The following is a 19,778-nucleotide window of genomic DNA, read 5'->3' as shown; positions in this document are numbered from 1 at the left end:
AGGGCGCAGAGCTGCGCCCTCTTTACGCTATGCTCGATTTCGTCGGCCGCAGCCGTTCGCAATATCAGATCGAACGGTCCGAAACCTCTCCGATCCATTCGTTTGCGAGCTCGATCGCAACGGCGGAGCGGATATCGAGAGCATTGGCAGCCACGAGAAGCTCATAGCGACCGGCGATAGCTCGAAATGTTCCGGTCTGCTCGTCAAAATAGCTCAGATCGCGGGGACGGACGACAAGTGAGGCCGTGCCTTTTTCGCCCGGCACCAGCCGAAGCTTGGCAAAGGCACGCAGCTCCTTGTCCGGCCGCTCGACCGTCGAAGTAGGCGCGCGCACGTAAAGCTGCACAAGCTCCGAACCGGTTCTGTCGCCGATATTCGTGATATCGACCGTCACGGTGATGCCATCCGCGCCCATTCTTGTTGCCGAAGCCTGGGCCTCGCCCCAGGAAAATCGCGTGTAGCCAAGACCAAAGCCGAAGGGGAACAACGGCTCGACGCCACGCTTATCGTGATGGCGATATCCGACGAAAACACCCTCGGCGTAGCGCACATGCCCGTCCCTACCGGGATAGACGGATGCGTCGCCAATCATGGCGGAATTATCCGACAGGCGTTTGGGGAAGGTCTGCGGCAGGCGGCCGCCGGGTTCGACCTCGCCGAAGAGCACATCGGCAACGGCATGGCCCAGCTCCTGGCCGGGATACCACATCTGCAACACGGCCCGAACCTTGCCGAGCCACGGCATCTCGATGGGACCGCCGGTCTGCAGCACGACAATGGTATTGGCGTTGGCGGCCGCCACACGGTCTATGAGTTCCTCCTGACGACCCGGCAGGCGCATGTCGGGCAGATCGAGGCCTTCCGTGTCCCACTCGCCGTCGCGACCGACGAAGAGCAGAACGACATCTGCATTCCTTGCCTTTTCAACGGCATCGAGCATCGCCTCTTCGCCTAGCGGTTTTTCCACGCCGAAGCGTACCGCCGTCAGATTGATCCCCTCTTCGGTCGGCGCCGAAGAACAATATTCCACCACCACTTTGTAGCGCTGCCCGGCTTCCAGATGGATGCCCTGCCGCTGCTCGACATTGGCCGTGCCAAAATAATTGTCGCCGCGAGCCCAGCCGTCATAGCCATTCACGACGAGCTTGCCATCGATAAAGAGCTTGGCAAGGCCCGCATTCGTCATACCGAATACATGTTCGCCGCTCTCCGTCGGCACATAGGAGGCTGTCATACGGGCGGAGAACGCATTGGGATCGAGTTCGGAGGACGGCAAATCGAACCAGAAGAATTCGCCCTTGCTTGCCGTTTCGGTGGCGATCACCGGTCCTGCAAGGTCGCGGCCCTTGAAATACTCCACCCGCATCTCGCCGGAGAAAACATTGATGAGGCGATTGTTGCGGCAGCCGGGCGCATGATGGATGCTGTTGGCATTCGACAGCGCCTGCCGAATGCCTTCCAAGGGGCTGACCCTGTAGTGGGCGGCAATCTGGGCGCTGCCACCGCCCATGACACGAGCTTCGGCGGCATTCGGCCCAACAACTGCCACATGCCCAAGCCCTGCCTTCTGCAGCGGCAAAATGCCGTCGTTCTTCAAGAGCACGGCACCCTCGGCTCCGAGCTCGCGGATCAAAGCACGATCCTCCGGCAGATCGAGCGCATGCTCACTCAAATCGGGCGCTTTCTCGAAGGCGCCGACACGCACCAGCAATGTCAGAATGCGGCGGGCGGCTTCGCGTACCGTCTTCGGCTCGACCTCGCCATTGCGGACCGCCGCCACCAGCTTTTCGCCACGGTCGCGCGTCGGACCAGGCATTTCCAGATCGAGCCCGGCATTAATGGTCGCCGCCGTCGAATGCGACCCGAACCAGTCCGACATGACGATGCCGTCGAAACCCCACTCCTGTCGCAAGACTTTGGTCAGCAGCCAGGGATGCTCGCTCGTATAGGTGCCATTCAGCCGGTTATAGGAGGACATGACCGCCATGACGCCGGCCTTCTTCACAGCCTGCTCGAACGGCGGCAGATAAATTTCGCGAAGAGCGCGCTCATCTATATCCGACGACATCGTCTGGCGCTCGATCTCGGATTCATTGCCCGCAAAATGCTTGATCGTAGCGGCAATGCCCTGGCTTTGCACACTCTGGATATAGGCGACGGCAAGCGCGGCCGTCAGTATCGGATCTTCCGAATAACATTCGAAATTGCGGCCGTTGAGGCCGGAGCGATGAATATTGACCGTCGGCGCCAACAGCACCGAGGCGCCCTTGCTTTTGGCCTGGCCGGCAAGCGCCACGCCCATGCGTTCGACTAGGGCCGGGTTCCATGTCGCGCCGAGGGCGATGGCGACGGGAAAGCAGGCGGCATTCACGCCGGCAACCAGCGAGCCGGCACCGCGGGCTCCGTTCGGCCCATCCGTAACCTTGATCTTCGGAACACCAAGGCGCTCGACCGGCGCCGTGGTCCAGAAATCAGCGCCGGACAGCAGCGAAACCTGCTCTTCAAGCGTCATCCGGTCGAGAATATCGTCGATCATTAGGCCTCCCGAGCAATTCTCTGGCTGTTCCATCGTCCATCCGCGATGGAGATTCGCATTTAAGACCAACAAATCATAAACGCGCCAGATGTTCTTCCGATAATCCAATATGTGAATGAAATTCCATGTCTTTTTGCCGGCATTCGGCTCGTATCCGCTGCCGAACACGCTTCATAACCGACTAGAAATCATAAAATCGGCGCATGAATGAGCGTCCCCGATTGCCGCACTGACTAAAAGCGTCGGTTCGATAAAATGCGAATAATCTTTTTTCGAATAAATTTGACCGCGTCCGATTTCATGAGCCCAACTCATGGAGCCGAGTATGCGTTCACTCCTCGTCGCTGCAAGCTTTCTCTTCGTCGCCGGCCTGCTGTTTTCGACGGCGACGACGGCAAAACCCGTGGCAAATACCGTTGCGGCGCACGCGCACCAATTTGCACGCGAGGTGACGGATGCGAGCGTGCCCGTCGGCTGGACCAGCTTCTGCAAAGCGCAGCCAGCCGAATGCGTGGCCGGCCAAAAGAGCGTGGAGTTCGCCACTCTCGATCATGACCATTGGCAGCAGCTGCAGCAGATCAACAGCCTCGTCAATCACGAGATCCAGGGCATCGGCGACAATGATCATTACGGCATCTATAAGCTTGGCATCGTCAACTGGTGGACCTATCCCGATGACGGTGCCGGTAATTGCAATGACTATGTTCTCTTAAAGAAGAAATTGCTCGTGGAAGCAGGCTGGCCACGGTCTGCCCTACTGCTGACGGTGGTTCTCGATACCCATAACGAGGGACATCTTGTCCTGATGGCACGCACGAATAATGGCGATCTCATCCTCGACAATCTCACCGATACGGTCAAAAACTGGAGCGGAACGGGCTACACTTTCATCAAGCGCCAGACGGCCGATAATCCGAACAATTGGGTTCGGCTGGAATCCGGTCGCACGCCCGAAGAGCTCGCCATGATCAGCAAGGCGCTGGCGTCTCATTCGCAGTGATTGGCGGCCCAATAGCTGTCGACCAAGCCTTTCCCATCCTGGTCCAGAATAGCAAAATTGCCGGGTATGACGACGAAGAAGCGTTCTGCACCTTCCGCACCGGCGCCGTCATTCGCAGTTCCCGTATCGACACGACCGCAAACGACGAAGCCTGGCATTCGTTCGCTCGGCTTGGCTTCCAGAATGTGGATGGCTGAGGGCGGAACCTCTATGCGCCGCGCGACCGCTGCCTTGGCCAGCGCCGGAACATCCGCCATCGTCGGCAAGGCTTCGCCGGGGGCGGCTGCAAGCAAGATGCTCCCTGCAATCACGAGATGTTGCATCGACATCCTTTCGAAAGCCGGACCACGGGACGCAACCCTGGACGGCCATATCCCTATGCCTCTGCAGCCGAGAGCTGCTTTGATCGAAGTTTATTGTGATTCGTGAGGCGGAAGAAGCTTGTGCTCTTGCCTTCAGATAGCGATCGCGTATCAAGATCGTCCCCGCGCCGGGGAATATTTTTGGAAAGCCACTTTGCGAATGCGAACACGCCTGTCGATACTCCCGGCACTCAGTCTCCTTTTTATCCTTGCATTGACGAACGCGGTTTCTGCGCGTGAGCTCGTGCGTGTGCCGCCAGGCAATCGCAACAGCGTTCAGCCGCCCATACCCAATACCTCGGTACTGCGGGCCAAGGCCTTCAACACTACCTACGACGAAAAATACCAGAAGATCGTCGGAGTGCTTCGCGACGACAAGGAGCTGATGGCCTCGATCAGGAAGGCCGGGCAGGCCTATCAGATCGACCCCATCCACATCGTTGGCGCCCTTGTCGGCGAACACACCTACAACATCACGATCGTCAACAGGGTGAAGTCCTACTACGTCAAGGCGCTCGCCTATTCGCAGTCCGATTTCAAGTTCGCCTATAAGGACGTGACGGTCCAAACCTTCCTGAAGAAGCCGGAATTCGCCCATTGCAACGCTTTCACCGGCAGCGCCGAATTGTGGGAATGCCGCGACGAGACCTGGGACAAGAGTTTTCGAGGCAAGGTCATCGATGGGGTCACTTATGAAAACATGACGTTCCAGCGCGCTTTCTTTCAGCCCTTCTTTGCGGGCCAGACCTTCGGTCTTGGCCAGATCAGCCCTTTGACCGCCCTTGAAGTCACCGACCTCGTCCACGCGACAAGCGGCCTGCCGAAGCTTTCCGTCGACGATCCGCAGGCGATCTACCGCGACATCATGGACCCCGATCGCAGCGTAATCTATATCGCCGCGATCGTACGCGATGCCATCGACGCCTATCGCGCCCAGGGTTTCGACATCACCGACAATCCCGGCCTGACGGCAACGCTTTACAATGTCGGCCAGCCGCGCCGCCGTGCGGCTGCCCTGCGGCAGGCGGCGGATGCTTCGGGCGGGAAGAAACTGCCGGAAGAAAATTATTATGGCTGGTTGGTGAACGACAAATTGCCGGAGCTTCGTGGGCTGCTCGGCAGCGACAATAGCCAGTAGGCCGGCAGAATTTTGCCCTGAAGAGCATCGGTTTAATCAGGCGATCCGGCTGACGCGATCATTGGCAATCTTGTTTTCGACCCAGCTGCGCTCGCTCTGCCAATCATGCCGCTTCCACCCTTCCCAGCTGAAGCCGCATAGCTTGATGTCCCATTCGGACGCGGGAAACCTTGCGAGGACATAATGGATGCCAAGGAAGCCGGTGCTGGGAAAGACCTTGTGCATGCAGGACCCGGAAATGCCGAGCTCGCCGCAGCCATCCATATAGGTCTGCGGTGGCATGATGCGGATCTCCTTGCCGGCCCTGCCCAGCAACTCGATTGCCTGCATCGTCCAGTCAGCCTTTCGACCCTGCAGACGCTGGAAGATGTTGGGTCGGGGGTGATATTTGCGGATGATATCGGGGTGATAGGCCAGCATGAAGACCTTTGCGGCCTTGAGCGCGGCGTTATCCATGAAATTTGGATCCAAAAGCCGCCGATACAAGATTTTGCTCGAGGCGGCCAGCATGATCATGTCAGTGCGCTCGCCGCTCATGCGTTCGGAAAGGACCGGCTCGTTAAAACGCATGACAAATTGCGCCTCATCCACGATATCGGCGATATCGCGTCCCAGCTTTCCGTTGCCGACAATGATTGCAGTCTTACGCGCCAATGCGGTCGTCCAGAGAATATGGGCCGTGCATTAGCAAGCGGTTCTGACAGAGCACTGAACGGTTGATGATGCGCAACTGAAATCCCCTCGACCAACCGTTCCAGCACGTCCGGACGAATTTGATCCGCCTACCAAGCAAGCATATTGGCGGCATCTGCACAGAGTAACCTCAGTGAAAGAGGCTTTTGCTGGCAGACTGCGCCAAGTCGCCATAGACTTCCCTCTCGATGTGGCGAAGCGAGTCGAATGGACAGTTTATGAAGCAAGCGGACCGCATGAATTCGACATCAAACGATTGGGAGGCTGACCCATGGGACGCCACCGACGAGGTGGCGGACTTACAATTCGCCGGATTTCAGAACAGGGCTGCAAAGGCGATTGCCTGGGCTTCCATATTCGGTGCCGACCAGTCGCTGTTCGGCATGGAAGCAAGCGACCTTCGCAGTTTTGATGCCGAATTTTATGCGACGTGTGACGGTGAGGACATGCTTTTGATGCGGTTAATTTGGCATGGCTTCCCCGATCCACCGGAATGGCGGCTCGCGACGCGACCAAGCAACAGAGGCGATCTCCCCTGGGCCTCGTGGGGTTATTTTGCCGACTTGCCGGAAAGCTGGCGGATACCGGCTAGTCAAGCGGCGTCATCCGATAATCCTGCATAACGGGCGGTCGGCACGCTCACAAGAAATACCGGAACTTCAACGGAAGCAGGGCCGCGCCGATTGCGCTGGCATCACCTTTGGTTTCGCTGAGAACCAGCCGAGGTCCCGGCGGTGCGGCACTATAGCGGTGCGGACGCTGCGACGGCAGGCGGGCGCGCGCGATCATCATTCGTCCAAGCTCGGATGGCAGCTGGCCACCGAAGACAATGGCTTGCGGATCGATCACCCCGGCAAGCGTGGCGATCAGACGGTCGACCATCGGCATGGTCTCGGAAAGCCAGCTCTCGACGCCGGGCCAGGAAGGGTCGAAATTCTGTTTCAGTTCCTCGATGGAGCCTATCTCGACGCCCCTCTCCCGCAATGTGGCGATGAGATATTGCAAAGCTGGCCGGCGCAGCATTTCGTCCGGATCGTAGATGACGCTGAATTCCCCAGCATTGCCGTGGAAGCCCAAATAAGGCCTTCCCTCCAGAACAAGACCGCCGCCAAATCCATAATTGAAGGACAGGTATGCGAAGGTCTTGCACCAGCGCCCCACACCGCGCAGGCTCTCACCGATTGCGCCCGTCGTTGCGTTGTTTTCCAACCAGGCCGGCAATGCGAACACTTGCTCGAGCTCCGGCTGCAGATCGACCAGAGACCAGTCGCGCAGCGGCTCCGGAGCATTGAAGCGACGATCATCGCCGACAAAGAAGCCCGACATGGCAAAGCCAAGTCCGATGAGATTTGCACGCGATATTTGACGGCGCGCCAGGATCGACCCCAGTTTCTCGGCAAGGATTGCCAGCGTTGCCTTGCGATCGGCGGGCACGCCCCTCAACACCTCCTGATCGACGACGTCGCAGCCGAAATCGGCGAGCGACAGCGTCACGGCATCGGTATTGACGGAAATACCGACCGAATAGAGCGCCTGCCGTTCCAATTCGATCGTCGGGCTCGGCTGCCCGCGTGCGCCCTTGAACGGCGCACCGGCGCGAAGCAAGCCGCGAGCCGTCAGCGCCTGGACGAGACGATGCACGGATTGCTGCGTCAAATTGGTGTGGGCAGTAATGGTCGCGCGCGGGATCGGCTCGCAGCTGCGGACAATATCGAGAATGAGGCGCTCGTTCTCGCTTGCCAGTGGGGATTTTTCAAGCGCTGCCATGACTGCAATCCCGATACTATGATTCCGACCTAGCCGCTCGCCTGTCCGGGCACAATCCGAATCCCCACCTATTCGCGGCCGCTCGTCATAAATATTACACCTTATGTGTATTAATAACCATAGCAGCGATCGACGCCAACACATCGCGTCGGCCATAGCCATTGGTGCTCACATTCGACATCAAACCTCGCATCCGCTCATTCAGCCTGAAAACCGACAGCTCACGAAAGCTTTTCTCATGCATAGCCAGACCGCCATGTCGCCTTCATCCCGCAATGCCGATATTTACGAACTCCTCTCCCTGTCCAATCCAAACATTCTGACGATTGCCCATCGTGGGCTTTGGTCGGCAGCTCCCGAAAATTCATTGGCGGCAATCCGTGCGGCAGCCGAGCTTGGCGTGGAATTCGTCGAAATCGACACGCAGGCGACTGCCGACGGCCATCTCGTCGTCATTCACGACAAGACGCTGGACCGCACCACCTCCGCCGGGGGTGTCGTCGGAGCGAGCAGCTTTGCCACAATCCGCGCGGCCCAACTGCGCGCCGGCGCCGGTGGAGAGATGGCAGCATTGACGGATGAACGCGTTCCCACGCTTGAAGAGGCGCTGGAGGAGGCGCGCGGACGCGTCTTCGTCAATATCGACACGAAATTCCCCCGCGAACTGCCGCAGGTCATTGCTGCAGTGCGACGGCTGGGTGCCGAAGATCACGTCATCATCAAGTCGGATGTAGAGCCGCAAAGCGGCTGCTTCCCGGTGCTGGACGCCGATTGGTTCGGCTCGATCCCGCATATGCCGATGTTTCCCGTCCGGCCCGGAAAATTCATCGAAGACCTCAGAATGATCGAACCGCTCAAGGCGCCGATGGTCGAAGTGAAATTTACCGACATTGCCGATCTTGCCGCCGGGCGCGAGGAACTGGAGCGTCAAAATATCCGGCTCTGGATCAATACGCTCGATGTCTCCTACAATCTCGACTTCAACGACAGCCGCGCACTCGGCGACCCCGAAGGCGTCTGGGGAGCACTCGTTGACGCCGGCGTCGGCGCCATCCAGACCGACACGAATGTCGAATTCAAGCGGTGGCTCGCGACCAGAAGCGGCAAATAAAGCCCCTTCGGCTTAACGCGCAGACAAGAAGCCCGGGCGGTTTCTCATCGCCCGGGCTTTTGCGTCCTCCGGCGCTGTCAGCAATCTAAAGCGAAGCCTTCGTGCCTGCAGAGGGGGCGTTTCTCAGCATCAACCTTACCAATTTTGGTCCTCTGAGGGGCAAATGCTGCACCGCAAAGAAAATGATGCGAAAATGAACTAAAACTGACGTGAAAATGAACTGGAAATGTTGACTTAAGGATTCGCTGAACTAGTTCCCGCTCATACGCCGGGGTCCGCCCCATCCATAGCGACCATATGATCCTGTATAATCCTGTGCAGCCATTCCAGCGGTTAAGACGCTGTTATGGGAAGGAATATTCGTGCGGTTAAGAGGTCGCCTCATAGCGCAGTGGGACTTCAGTATCGCATGAGCAGCATCACGGGACGGCTCGTCAAGGGAAGCATGTGGTTAAGCCTGTCTCGAACCATCGTGAACGGGCTTGCAACACTCAGCACCTTCGTACTGGCCCGCTATCTGGCGCCCGCCGACTTCGGCGTGGTTGCTTTGGGCATGACGATCCTCATGATCGTCACGACCGTTACCGAGCTTTCCCTTTCCGAGGCGCTGATCCGCCATGATGCACCGGATGAATCCCATTTCAGTGCTGCCTGGACGCTGAATGCCGCACGCGGGCTGGCGATCTGCATCCTGTTTGCGATCTTTGCCTATCCGGCGGCCGCCCTGTTCAATGAGCCGAGGCTGACGGGTGTCATGTTCGCTCTTGGTATCAGCATGCTGATGGGCGGCCTTACAAATCCGCGGCGCATCATGCTGCAGCGCGATCTGATCTTCTGGCAGGAGTTCGTGCTCGCCGTCTCGCAGAAGTTCGCGGGCTTCGTCGCGTCGGTTGCGATCGCCGTTATCTATCAAAGCTATTGGGCGCTGATCGTCGGGACGCTGATCAGCCAGGCGACGAATGTCATCGTCTCCTATCTCGTGCTGCCGTTCCGGCCCAGAATCACCTTCCAGCATATGCGGGAATTCTTCTCCTTCTCCGCCTGGCTGACCGCGGGCCAGATCGTCAGCACGCTCAACTGGCGCTTCGACTATCTGCTTGTCGGCAAGATGCTTGGCGGCATCCAGCTCGGCTATTATTCGGTCGGCAGCAACCTCGCCATGATGCCGACGCGGGAGGCGACCGCGCCCCTTACCCAGACGATCTATCCGGCTTTTGCTGGCATTCACAACGATCCAGGCAGGCTCGCTGCCGCTTATCAGCGCGTGCAGGCGCTGGTTGCCGCCGTCGCCCTTCCAGCCGGCATCGGCGTTGCCGTGACCGCCGATCCGTTGGTGAGGCTCGCGCTCGGCGACAAATGGGCCCCTGTCATTTTCATCATCCAGTCGCTGGCCTCTGTCTTTGCGCTGCAGACGCTAGGCTCGCTGGTGCAGCCGCTTGGCATGGCCAAAGGCGAGACGCGCGTGCTCTTCGTCCGGGACACGCAGATGTTCTGCCTGCGCGTGCCGATCATGATCGGCGGCCTGCTGCTTTATGGTCTGCCGGGGGTCATTGCCGGCCGCGTCTTCACAGGCCTCTTCAGTACCGCCGTCAATATGATGCTCGTGCGGCGCTTCACCGGCATCAGCGTTGCCAGGCAATTGTCGGTGAACCTTCGGGCACTCGTGAGCGTCGCCATCATGGCGGCAGGCGTCTCGCTCGCTTCGAGCCATCTTGCCTATACGGACGACAAGCTCGTGCTCGTGACGCATCTCGCCATCCTGATCCTGCTTGGTGGCCTGCTCTATTGCGGTTCGACGCTCCTGCTGTGGACGTTGATGAGGCGGCCGGCCGGCCCGGAAACGGAGGTACGAAACATACTCGGCAAAGTGCTGCCAAGACTTCGCCCTGCCTGAAACGCGCGGCCGATGTCGGCCGGAGACTGACCTGTCATCTAAACGGGGGAATGGGGAAATGACGTTACAATCAAATCAACAGCTGATCGCGAAACTGGACAACATGATCCACGATTGCCTGAAGGATTACATCAGCAAAGATGAGCCGCTGGCGATCCTCGATTTTCCTGACATCCGCAATTGCGGCGACTCCGCCATTTGGCTGGGCGAAATGGCCTATCTCAATCGGCGATATGGCAAGCGGCCGACCTATGTCTCGCGGATCGACGACTTCTCGCCCGAGCAACTCGAGCGCACCATGCCGACCGGCCCAATCTTCATTCATGGCGGCGGCAATTTCGGCGACATCTGGGATGCGCATCAGGACTTTCGTGAACGGGTTCTGGAACGATTTCCCAATCGGCAGGTGATCCAGTTCCCGCAATCCATCCATTACAAGTCGCAGGCACGCATAGAGGAAAGCGCCCGCGTCATCGGACGCCACAAGCATTTCGTATTGCTGGTGCGCGACGAAGAATCGAAAGAGTTCGCCCATAAGCACTTCGATTGCGAAGTGCGTCTTTGCCCGGATATGGCCTTCAGCATCGGAACGATCCGGCCGGATGAACCGGAATTTGACGTCCTTGCCATGTTGAGATCGGATCTCGAGAAGGTCGGAGATGCCAACCTTTCGGCCTATCCCGATATTCCGAAAGAAGATTGGACGACCGAATCCGCCAAGCGTGTACGCATCTCCAAGGCGTTTGGTGCGGCAACAGCTTTGCTCGCCCTCAAGCCGGCCGAGATACGGCTGCGCAAGCTCGACGCTGCCGCGCATAACCGCTTGCGGCGCGGCATCCGCCAGATCTCCCGCGGCCGCGCGATCGTCACAGACCGGCTGCATGTCCACATCTGCTCGATCCTGCTTGGACGGCCGCATGCAGTGCTTGATAACAGTTACGGCAAGATACGTCGGTTCATGGCGGCATTTTCCGGTGGTACCGATCTTGCCTACCGCGCGACCTCGCTCGAAGACGGTATCGCCTGGGCGCGCAATCAGGCCACACAACCATTGGCACCGGCCGCCTGACGGGCTGTGTCACGTTATTTGACGGAAGCTCTCGGGCGGGAAGGTGTGCTGACGTGGGCAATGCCGCTTGAGGCGCCAGGCAATCCGCCCGCAGCGTGTTTCGTGATCCCCAAACAGAATTCCAAAAATAATCAGGCGAAGGCACGCTAAATGCCTTCGCCTGATGTCGGACTCGATCTAGCCTAGCAGGCAACCATCCGATCAGCGCACGGGAAGCCGCCCGCGCTTTCTTCAGAAATCACCCTCAGCGAGCGTTGTACTTGGCATCGACCTCGTTGATGGCCTTGACATTGCCGGCCGAGCGACCGTTTTCGTCGAAGGTCTGCGCCAGGAAGGCGTCTGCAATTGCCTTGGCAAGCTCGGTGCCGATGACGCGGGCGCCCATGGTGATGATCTGGGCGTTGTTCGAAAGCGCGGCGCGCTCCGCCGAATAGGTGTCATGGGTCAGAGCAGCGCGAATGCCCGGCACCTTGTTGGCCGAGATGCAGACGCCGATGCCGGTGCCGCAAACGAGGATCGCCTTGTCATAAGTGCCGTCGATGACGCCGGAGGCGACGCGGTCGGCGAGGTTGGCGTAAAACGCATCGGGGCCTTCATCGGTGCGCGATACTTCGCTCACCTCGAAACGGTCCTTCAGATGATCGGCGAGAACCTTGGCGAGGCCTTCGCCGGCGCTGTCTCCAGCAATAGCAAGCTTCATTGTATGCTCCTCAGAGTTTGGCGGCGCACTTGGCGAGGATGTCGAGATAGCCTTCGACGTTCCAGGCCGAGCGGCCAATGAAAAGCCCGTCTACGTTCGGGCAAGATATAAGTTCTTCACAGTTTTGCGGATTGACCGATCCGCCGTAGAGGCACGGAATCTTTCGATCGAGTACTTTTTGCGCGACCGCAATGATCTCGGCCTGGCGTGCATCGGCATAGGAGGGCTCGGCGGGAATTCCCTTTTCGCCGATCGCCCAGACCGGCTCGTAGGCCAGCAGGATTTCAGCCTGCTTCTGGGCGTCGGAGAGCTTCGCTAGCGCACCGATGACCTGCTCGCTCAGGATCTCGGTTGCACGGCCGCTTTCGCGATCTTGCAGCGTTTCGCCGATACAGATGAGCGGGATCAAGCCATGACGGACGGCTGCCTCGGTCTTCAATCCAACGGTTTCGTTGGTCTCGCCAAAGTGTTCGCGACGCTCCGAATGGCCAAGCTCGACGATGTCGAGACTGCAATCTTTCAGCATCAACGGGGAGATTTCCCCCGTCCAGGCACCCTGGTCGGCCCAATGCATGTTCTGGGCACCGACCTTGACGGAGCTTTCCGACAGGATCGACTTCACCTCGCGCACGGCCGTGAACGGCGGAATGATGAAACGCTGAATACGGTCGTCACGCAGGATATCGGCGGCGTGCAGCACCTCGGCGAAAGCGCGCGCCTCCGCAAGCGTCTTGTTCATCTTCCAGCTCGTGCCGACCCAATAGCGAGGCTTCTCTGTCATGTCATATCCTGGTTCGAGGCGATGGTAAGGGCGATGCCGTCGCGGCGAAATTGCTCGACAACGGCGGCATCAGGCGCGTGATCGGTAATCACGGCATCGAAGTCGGTAAGATCGGCCATCACATGCAGGGCCGTATGGCCGATGCGCTGATGGCTGACGAGCAGGCAGCTCCTGCCTGCCGACGCAATCATCGCCCGCTTCGTGCGCACGACGTTATCGTCCATATGATAGGCGAGCCTGCCGGAAACGGCCGGCGTCGACAGGAAGGCGATATCGGCTCTCAGGCGCGACAGGGCTTCCTCGGTAACGACGCCCAGAAAGGCGTTGAACTTCGCGGAATAGACACCACCGAGCGCGATCAGCATAATGCCGCTTTCGTTCCTCATACGGTCTATGATTGCGGCATTGTTGGTGATCAGCGTCAGCGGCCGCTTCTGCAGCAGCATCTCGCCTAAAACGGCGGCCATGGACCCGTCATTGATCATGACGGTCATGCCGGGCTCGACCAGATCGAGTGCTGCTCGCGCCATCGCCAGCTTTTCGTCATGGCCCTGACGCTCGCGGAAACGGAAATCGCTTTCAAACTGGGTGCCGGCATCGATGGTCGCGCCGCCGCGAACCTTGCGCAGCACGCCGGCCTGCTCGAGATCATCGAGGTCGCGGTGGATCGTCATCTTCGAGACGACGAAACGATCCGCCAGATCGTCGAGATCGACGGTCTTATGCTCGATGAGCAGATTGATGATCGATTGCTGGCGCTCTTCCCGTTTCACCTTGCACTCCGGCCATTGGCCCGAAATGGAACTCCAAGAAATATAACACTAAAATCTCACAATTCAACATTTCTTTCGTTACATTGTGATGAATTCATGTTTTCGCAGGCATCATCACTCCTGGCTCCCCAGCAATGCCCGAGCTGTTTTCTCGTCCGTGATCAGCCCATAGAGACAGCGGCTCTTGAGGACCGCGCGGATGGCGTCAACCTTCGGCAATCCACCTGACAGCGCCACCAGCCGCTCACCTTTCATGCGTGGCAAGGAGGCAGACAATGTGCGAGAGGTCAGCATGGTCTCAAGGATATTGCCGTCGGCATCGAAGAAATGGCCAAGAATTTCGCCGACGCCACCGGCTGCGGTGATTTCCTTGATCTCCTTAGGCTCCACCATCCCCGACAAGACGAGCTGCGCGTCGGTATCGACCGTGCCGAGACCGACCAGCTTGAGATCGGCGCCATTTGCAAGATCGAAGACTTCTTTCACGCCGCGCTGGGCAAGCAGCACGTCGCGGTCTTCGCGCGTATTGGCGAAGAACGGCACCGGCATCACATGCGACTGCATGCCTGTCTTTTCGGCAATGCGATGCATGACGTCATAGGGGTTGGCGGCGTAGTTTCTGGTAAGCCCACCGAGCAGCGAGACGAAGCGCAAGTCCCTGGCGCTGACGCGCGCCATGTGATGCACGGCTGACGAGAGCGTTCGCCCGTGGCCAAGGCCGATCACCTTGTTGTTGCCGCTTTCGATCTCACGCCGCAGGAAGCCGGCGCCCGCCTGACCGAGCGCGCGAAACTCGAAGCCTTCTTCGCCGAGATCGGGCGCGACCTCACAATATTGCAGGCCGAAGCGTGCCGAAAGCTGCATCTCAAGCTCGACGCATTCGACGATATCGCCGTCGATCGTCACCTTGACGACGCCTTCGGCAACCGCGCGTGCAATCAGGCGATGCGCCTTCACCGAGGGAACGCCGAGACGTTTCGCCACTTCGGACTGCGTCAACCCGCCGGCATAGTGCAACCAGGCCGCCCGCACGGCGAGCGAAGCATCTGCATCCGTCATCGTCCGTTCCCTTTCAATTCGCTCCGCATAGTCCCTCGCCTGTTCTCTCCGGCCATAGCGCCCCGATCCGGCTACCTCCTCGAAAGGATTTTGGCGTTCAGGGAATCGGGACTCGGCCGCCCCACCGGCTAGATATGCAAGTCGCCAGCGCCCGTGTCGATATGGGGCGCCCAGAAGGCGATGCTTTCGGCAATCTGCGCGATGACCTGACGATCGTTCGGTTCGCGCTCCTTGAACGAGAGTTCCAGGCAGATTTCGTTGTCCTTGGCGCCTCCTTCGGCAAAAGCCTTGAGCAAAGGTTCAGGCTGGATACGGCCCTTGGCATTGAACTCCGCCGTGAAGGGGCGATGCCCACCCTTATCCATCAGGCTCTGCTTGATGTGAATGATCGGAGATACCTTCGGCACGGCACGCGCCCAGGCATATGGATTATAATCGTCGGGATTGGACGAGGTGACATCGCCATGATCGATATCGGCCATCATCCACATCGGAATGGCGAAGGGCGCCTTCGTCAATCTGTCCTGCAGGGAAAGGCAGGCATCGATCGTCTCGCCGAATTCGCGGCCGATGCTCATCGGCTCCCAGAAGATGTAGGAGAGGCCGGCAGCTCGGGCATGTTCGGCCACCTCGTCCCAGCAATCGATCGCAATCTCGATCAACTCCTCGCGCCGGACCGGGTCGTCATAATCCTTGTAAGTGAAGATTGCGAACTGCGTTCCGACGGAATGACCACCGAGATCGGCGGTGATATCGGCAAAGGTCTTGAACCAGTCGACATAATAGCGGCGAACATCCTTGTCGGGATGGCCGAAATGGTTGAGACGGCCATAGGGACCGGTCATGCCTGAGGTTACGCGAACGCCGGTGCGCTTCAATGCCGCCTGCATGTCGCGCGTCAGGCGGCGAATGACCGGCACCTGCCAGCTCGGATTGATGAATTCGTGCGTCAGCTGCAGATCGCGGATGCGCAGATCGCGCGCCACCGTTTCGATCAGGTCGACCGGCTCGGCAAAGCGATTGACAAGCGGATTGGTGTTGAGTGAAAGCGTCAAGGGCATTTCAGGTCTCCCGGCAAGTCTGTTGGTTCAGGCGGCGAGTGCCAGCTCGGCGTCGAACCAGGCCGCGAAATCCGCCTTCTCTTCAGCTGTCATGCGCAGCCCCTCCTTGGTGCGACGCATCAGCACGTCTTCGGCCGCCTGCGCCCATTCGGAAGCCACGAGATAGCGAACCTCAGCCTCATAGAGATTGCCGCCGAAATGCCGGCCGAGCTCCACCAGCGACGTCGCATTGCCGACGATCTGCCTGGTGCGGGCGCCATAGAGATGGCCATAGTGATTGACGAGCGCACGCGGCATCCAGGGATAGGCCGCTCGCAGGGTATCGGCAAAGGCAACATAATCGGCATTCGGGATCTCGCCGCCCGGAAGCGTGGCGCCTCGCGTCCAGTCGCCGCCCATCTTCGGGAAGAATTTTGCAAGCCGCTGCATGGCGTGTTCAGAAAGCTTGCGGAAGGTCGTGATCTTGCCACCGAAGACGCTCAAGAGCGGCGCACCACCGGTCTCGTCGAGATCGAAGACATAGTCGCGCGTGACGGCCGAGGGGTTGCCCTTGCCATCGTCGAACAGCGGGCGGACGCCGGAGAAACTCTCGAGCACGTCAGAGCGGCGGAGCTTCTCCTTGAAATAGCGATTGACCGCGGTGATCAGATAATCGATTTCCTTCTCGTCGGCCTTCACCTCTTCCGGCTTGCCCTCATAGGGAATATCAGTCGTACCGATCAGCGCCTTGTCGCCCTCGTAGGGGTTGATGAAGATCACGCGCTTGTCATGGTTCTGGACGAGATAGGCCTGCTGGCCGGCCCAGAATTTCGGAACGATGATGTGGCTGCCCTTGACGAGCCGGACACTGCGCTGGCTATTCGAGCCGACGACACGGCCGATAATGTCGTTGACCCAGGGGCCGGCGGCATTGACCAGCACACGGGCGCGCACGGTCCGTACCTCGCCGGAACGTTCGTTACGCATTTGAATGAGCCAGTTCCCCTGATCGCGGCGCGCGCTGACACAGGCCGTGCGCGTCAGGATCTGCGCGCCCTTGGCGGAAGCATCGAGAGCGTTGAGGACAACGAGCCGGGCGTCATCAACCCAACAGTCGGAATATTCGAAACCCTTCGAATATTGGTCGAGGATCGGCGCCCCTTCCGGATCGCGATGAAGATCAAGCGAGCGCGTGCCCGGCAGCTTCTTGCGGCCACCGAGATGATCGTAAAGAAACAGACCGAGCCGCACCAGCCAGGCCGGACGATCGGTCGGGCTATGGGGCAGAACGAAGCGCATCGGCCAGATGATGTGGCTGGCCGAGTTCAACAGCACCTCGCGTTCGATCAGCGCCTCACGCACCAGGCGGAACTCATAATATTCAAGGTAACGCAGGCCGCCATGCACCAGCTTGCCGGAACGCGAGGACGTGCCCTCCGCGAGATCGCCCTTCTCGCACATGATAACCGAAAGGCCGCGGCCGGCTGCATCGCGCGCAATGCCGGCACCATTGATGCCTCCGCCGATCACGAAAAGATCAAAGATTTCCGGTTCCATCATGTCATGCTCCTAAGGATGCCGTGGCATCATCAATTCAATCTTCTAAGGCCAAGCCCCTCGCCGGCTTCATCATTGGCTAGTGCTGGGCCAGCTTGTCCCAAGCCGGCGCAATCGCCTGACGCACGTCCTTGTAGGCATCGAACAGGCGATCATAACGCTCGACATTTGCCGGATCGGGCGGCTCGGCTTCGCCAAGCAAGGGTGCCACCCAGTCGGCAATGCAGCTATCCATGTCCCGATAAGCGCCGATCGCGACGGCCGCCATCATCGCGACACCGGCAGCCCCCGCCTCTTCGCGATCCGAAATCCGCACAGGCGCCTTGACGGCGGCAGATAGCGAACCTCGCAGAGCGCGCGAACGGGCAGCCCCTCCGGTGATACGCAGTTCCGAAGGCATGTCGCCCATGGCCGCGTAGCAATCCCGCGTTGCCATGCCGAGCCCTTCGACCACGGCCCTCAACATGTCGGCAAAGCCGTGCCGCGTCGAAAGTCCGGTAAAGCCGGCACGCGCATGTGCATTGACGAAGGGACCACGCTCGCCGGCCTCGGAAATATAGGGGTGAAAGAGAAGGTTCGTCGGACGCGCTTCGGCAAACCACGCATCGATGCGAGGAATAAGGTCGGAATAGGAAACCTCGCTCCCGCCAGCCGACATCAAATCCGCCGCAACCTTGAGAAACCAATCGATATTGATGGTTGCGCCCATGTTCGTCTGGACCTGGGTGACGATACCGGGGATCGGCAAGGCGATGACATATCCCGTCCCCTCTTCGTTGAGTTGGACATCGGGCACGGCCTTGGCGCGCATATGTACGCCGGTCGATCCGATCGTCGAGCAGGCGGCGTTCTGGCCGCCAGTGCGAACGCCGGCGCCAAGTGCGGTCATGACCATATCGACGTAACCCAGGCAGACCGGCGTTCCGGCACGTAAGCCGGCTGCCTTGGCGGCGGCCTCCGTCAGAGGATGGCTGATCTCGGTTCCGTCGACAATCTCGGGCAGAAGCGAGCGCCGGCGGGCAAGGCCGAGCGCATCGATGACAACCGGATCATATTGGCGATTGCGGAAATTGCCGAAGGTGAAGCTCGCCTCCGATGGATCGGTCGCCCGTATGCCGGTGAGGTTCAGGTAGAGCCAGTCCTTGCAATGCAGCGCCGTCTCTGCCCGATCGAGAAGCTCGGGCATGAAGCGGTCCATATGGGCGAGCTGAGCACCCTGCTGGCAGGTATTGAGCCCTGTGCCCGTCGCCTCGAACCGAGCGCGGTTGTCAGCCGTGGCGCTCAGGCGCGTGACGGTGGATGCCGCGCGAGCGTCAAGCCACAGCCAGGCATCACCGACCGGAGCATTGCCGGAGCCGACGAGCCAGGTGCCATCGCCCTGTCCGGTAACCGCGATCGCCGCCGTTCGGGCGGGAAGGTTGCCCACCTTCTCACCAAGGCCGCGCAATGCACTGAGACAATCCGACCACGTCTGGCTGAGCGATTGGGTGACCGATCCATCGTCTCCCGTCTTATAGCGATTGCGCGCCGAAGCCGAAGCGATCTGCCGTCCGGATAGCTCGAAGGCAACCGCCTTCAAAACCGAGGTACCCGCATCGATCCCGATGATGATCCCGTCGCCTTTAGACATTGCAAGCTAGCTCCACCACGCGACACCCTCTGGCAGAGGTATCGGCAACCATCACAAACATTTTCATTCCTCCCCACGCGGGCAAGGGCATAATCTACGCCAGGTCACATCCATCGTCGCCATCGTACTCTCCGCCCCAAAGGGAGGATCGCGAACGAAGCGCCAGCGCGCACCCGATACCAGCCACGCAATGGATCCCACGCACAACCGCGACCCATCAATCAGCTCGCGGCTTTATAACATAATCATATCGTTGTTACAGTAATATTTTTCTGGCCTTGTAATTTTTTTCATATAAAATGGATGCGATTGATAGGCAAGCCGCAGCAAGGAAAGACTGCAACAACGCTTGGGAGGAGCACGGATCAACGACCTGGATCTCTCGGATCGAATCAGGGAGCTCGCCCAGAAGGGCTGCTTATAATTTTCAATTATATCAAATGACTATCAAGAAAATTTGATGTCGGGCCAGCCAAAATGATGCCGATCGCCGAACCTCTGAAGAAGGCCGACAAAACGAAAGCCTCGAATGTGAAAAGGCGGGAAGCGCTGAGATCCAAAGATCGCGGTCGGATACAGGATCTGTTAAATCGCGGTTGACACCCCCAAAGATTTATAACATATAAAATGCAGAAGTTAACACACTTATATCATAATTGTCGCATAGA

17 protein-coding genes are annotated in these 19,778 nt (G+C 59.1%); 6 read left to right on the top strand and 11 right to left on the bottom strand.

Annotation, left to right across the window (positions count from 1 at the left end; translation table 11 throughout):
* Positions 1–64 precede the first annotated feature (64 nt).
* Positions 65–2,536 carry a beta-glucosidase gene (locus tag PH558_RS28545; protein WP_285207884.1) on the bottom strand — a complete coding sequence of 824 codons (2,472 nt, stop codon included), beginning with the start codon at positions 2,534–2,536 and terminating at the stop codon, positions 65–67.
* Positions 2,537–2,861: 325 nt separating this feature from the next.
* Here PH558_RS28545 and PH558_RS28540 point away from each other — a divergent pair, with 325 nt between their 5' ends.
* Positions 2,862–3,536, top strand: coding sequence for a transglutaminase-like cysteine peptidase (locus PH558_RS28540; protein ID WP_095436417.1), 675 nt, complete (start codon positions 2,862–2,864; stop codon positions 3,534–3,536).
* Here the strand turns inward: PH558_RS28540 and PH558_RS28535 are convergent.
* Positions 3,524–3,859 (bottom strand): hypothetical protein, encoded by a 336-nt coding sequence (locus PH558_RS28535; protein ID WP_069615711.1) that lies wholly within the window; start codon positions 3,857–3,859, stop codon positions 3,524–3,526. The two genes, PH558_RS28540 and PH558_RS28535, sit on opposite strands and share 13 nt — an antisense overlap.
* A gap of 199 nt (positions 3,860–4,058) precedes the next feature.
* On the opposite strand from PH558_RS28535, the gene PH558_RS28530 reads away from it, so the two are divergent.
* Positions 4,059–5,036, top strand: a complete 978-nt coding sequence (locus PH558_RS28530; protein ID WP_095436416.1) for a DUF1402 family protein — start codon at positions 4,059–4,061, stop codon at positions 5,034–5,036.
* A gap of 36 nt (positions 5,037–5,072) precedes the next feature.
* Here the strand turns inward: PH558_RS28530 and PH558_RS28525 are convergent, their stop codons facing one another.
* Positions 5,073–5,690 (bottom strand): glycosyltransferase family 29 protein, encoded by a 618-nt coding sequence (locus PH558_RS28525; RefSeq protein WP_285207883.1) that lies wholly within the window; start codon positions 5,688–5,690, stop codon positions 5,073–5,075.
* A 257-nt stretch (positions 5,691–5,947) separates the two neighbouring features.
* On the opposite strand from PH558_RS28525, the gene PH558_RS28520 reads away from it, so the two are divergent.
* Entirely contained in the window at positions 5,948–6,352 is a 405-nt protein-coding gene (locus PH558_RS28520) for a hypothetical protein (protein WP_285207882.1), read from the top strand.
* Between the two features lie 16 nt (positions 6,353–6,368).
* On the opposite strand, the gene PH558_RS28515 is transcribed toward PH558_RS28520, so the two are convergent.
* Entirely contained in the window at positions 6,369–7,496 is a 1,128-nt protein-coding gene (locus PH558_RS28515) for an ROK family protein (RefSeq protein WP_285207881.1), read from the bottom strand.
* Positions 7,497–7,734: 238 nt separating this feature from the next.
* On the opposite strand from PH558_RS28515, the gene PH558_RS28510 reads away from it, so the two are divergent.
* The 3 genes from PH558_RS28510 to PH558_RS28500 all read left to right on the top strand — a co-directional run bounded on the left by PH558_RS28510 (position 7,735) and on the right by PH558_RS28500 (position 11,570).
* On the top strand, positions 7,735–8,607 hold the full coding sequence (locus PH558_RS28510; protein ID WP_483314203.1) for a glycerophosphodiester phosphodiesterase family protein: 873 nt from the start codon (positions 7,735–7,737) through the stop codon (positions 8,605–8,607).
* A 409-nt stretch (positions 8,608–9,016) separates the two neighbouring features.
* Positions 9,017–10,501: a lipopolysaccharide biosynthesis protein gene (locus tag PH558_RS28505; RefSeq protein ID WP_095436411.1), complete on the top strand. Its 1,485-nt coding sequence runs from the start codon at positions 9,017–9,019 to the stop codon at positions 10,499–10,501.
* A gap of 58 nt (positions 10,502–10,559) precedes the next feature.
* Positions 10,560–11,570 carry a polysaccharide pyruvyl transferase family protein gene (locus PH558_RS28500; RefSeq protein WP_069615611.1) on the top strand — a complete coding sequence of 337 codons (1,011 nt, stop codon included), beginning with the start codon at positions 10,560–10,562 and terminating at the stop codon, positions 11,568–11,570.
* A gap of 244 nt (positions 11,571–11,814) precedes the next feature.
* Here PH558_RS28500 and derI read toward each other — a convergent pair whose 3' ends face one another.
* The 7 genes from derI to PH558_RS28465 all read right to left on the bottom strand — a co-directional run bounded on the left by derI (position 11,815) and on the right by PH558_RS28465 (position 19,110).
* Entirely contained in the window at positions 11,815–12,270 is a 456-nt protein-coding gene (gene derI, locus PH558_RS28495; RefSeq protein ID WP_069615612.1) for a D-erythrulose-4-phosphate isomerase, read from the bottom strand.
* A 10-nt stretch (positions 12,271–12,280) separates the two neighbouring features.
* Complete coding sequence (locus PH558_RS28490; RefSeq protein WP_285207880.1) at positions 12,281–13,051, bottom strand: triose-phosphate isomerase; 771 nt, start codon at positions 13,049–13,051, stop codon at positions 12,281–12,283.
* Positions 13,048–13,824: a DeoR/GlpR family DNA-binding transcription regulator gene (locus tag PH558_RS28485; RefSeq protein WP_095436409.1), complete on the bottom strand. Its 777-nt coding sequence runs from the start codon at positions 13,822–13,824 to the stop codon at positions 13,048–13,050. The genes PH558_RS28490 and PH558_RS28485 overlap by 4 nt, the downstream gene beginning before the upstream one ends.
* 114 nt (positions 13,825–13,938) lie before the next feature.
* Positions 13,939–14,883, bottom strand: a complete 945-nt coding sequence (locus PH558_RS28480) for a sugar-binding transcriptional regulator (RefSeq protein WP_285207879.1) — start codon at positions 14,881–14,883, stop codon at positions 13,939–13,941.
* A 128-nt stretch (positions 14,884–15,011) separates the two neighbouring features.
* On the bottom strand, positions 15,012–15,944 hold the full coding sequence (locus PH558_RS28475; protein WP_285207878.1) for a sugar phosphate isomerase/epimerase family protein: 933 nt from the start codon (positions 15,942–15,944) through the stop codon (positions 15,012–15,014).
* 27 nt (positions 15,945–15,971) lie between these two features.
* A complete protein-coding gene (locus PH558_RS28470) occupies positions 15,972–17,483 on the bottom strand; it encodes a glycerol-3-phosphate dehydrogenase (RefSeq protein WP_113407339.1) in 1,512 nt (503 codons plus the stop codon).
* A 76-nt stretch (positions 17,484–17,559) separates the two neighbouring features.
* Positions 17,560–19,110 carry an FGGY-family carbohydrate kinase gene (locus tag PH558_RS28465; RefSeq protein WP_285207877.1) on the bottom strand — a complete coding sequence of 517 codons (1,551 nt, stop codon included), beginning with the start codon at positions 19,108–19,110 and terminating at the stop codon, positions 17,560–17,562.
* Between the last annotated feature and the right edge of the window lie 668 nt (positions 19,111–19,778).

Origin of the sequence: Rhizobium pantanalense, assembly GCF_030182525.1 — a bacterium.
In the GTDB taxonomy this organism is placed as follows: Bacteria; Pseudomonadota; Alphaproteobacteria; order Rhizobiales; family Rhizobiaceae; genus Rhizobium.
The sequence above is the reverse complement of the archived record's forward strand: the minus strand, read 5'-3'. Positions and strand labels throughout refer to the sequence as shown.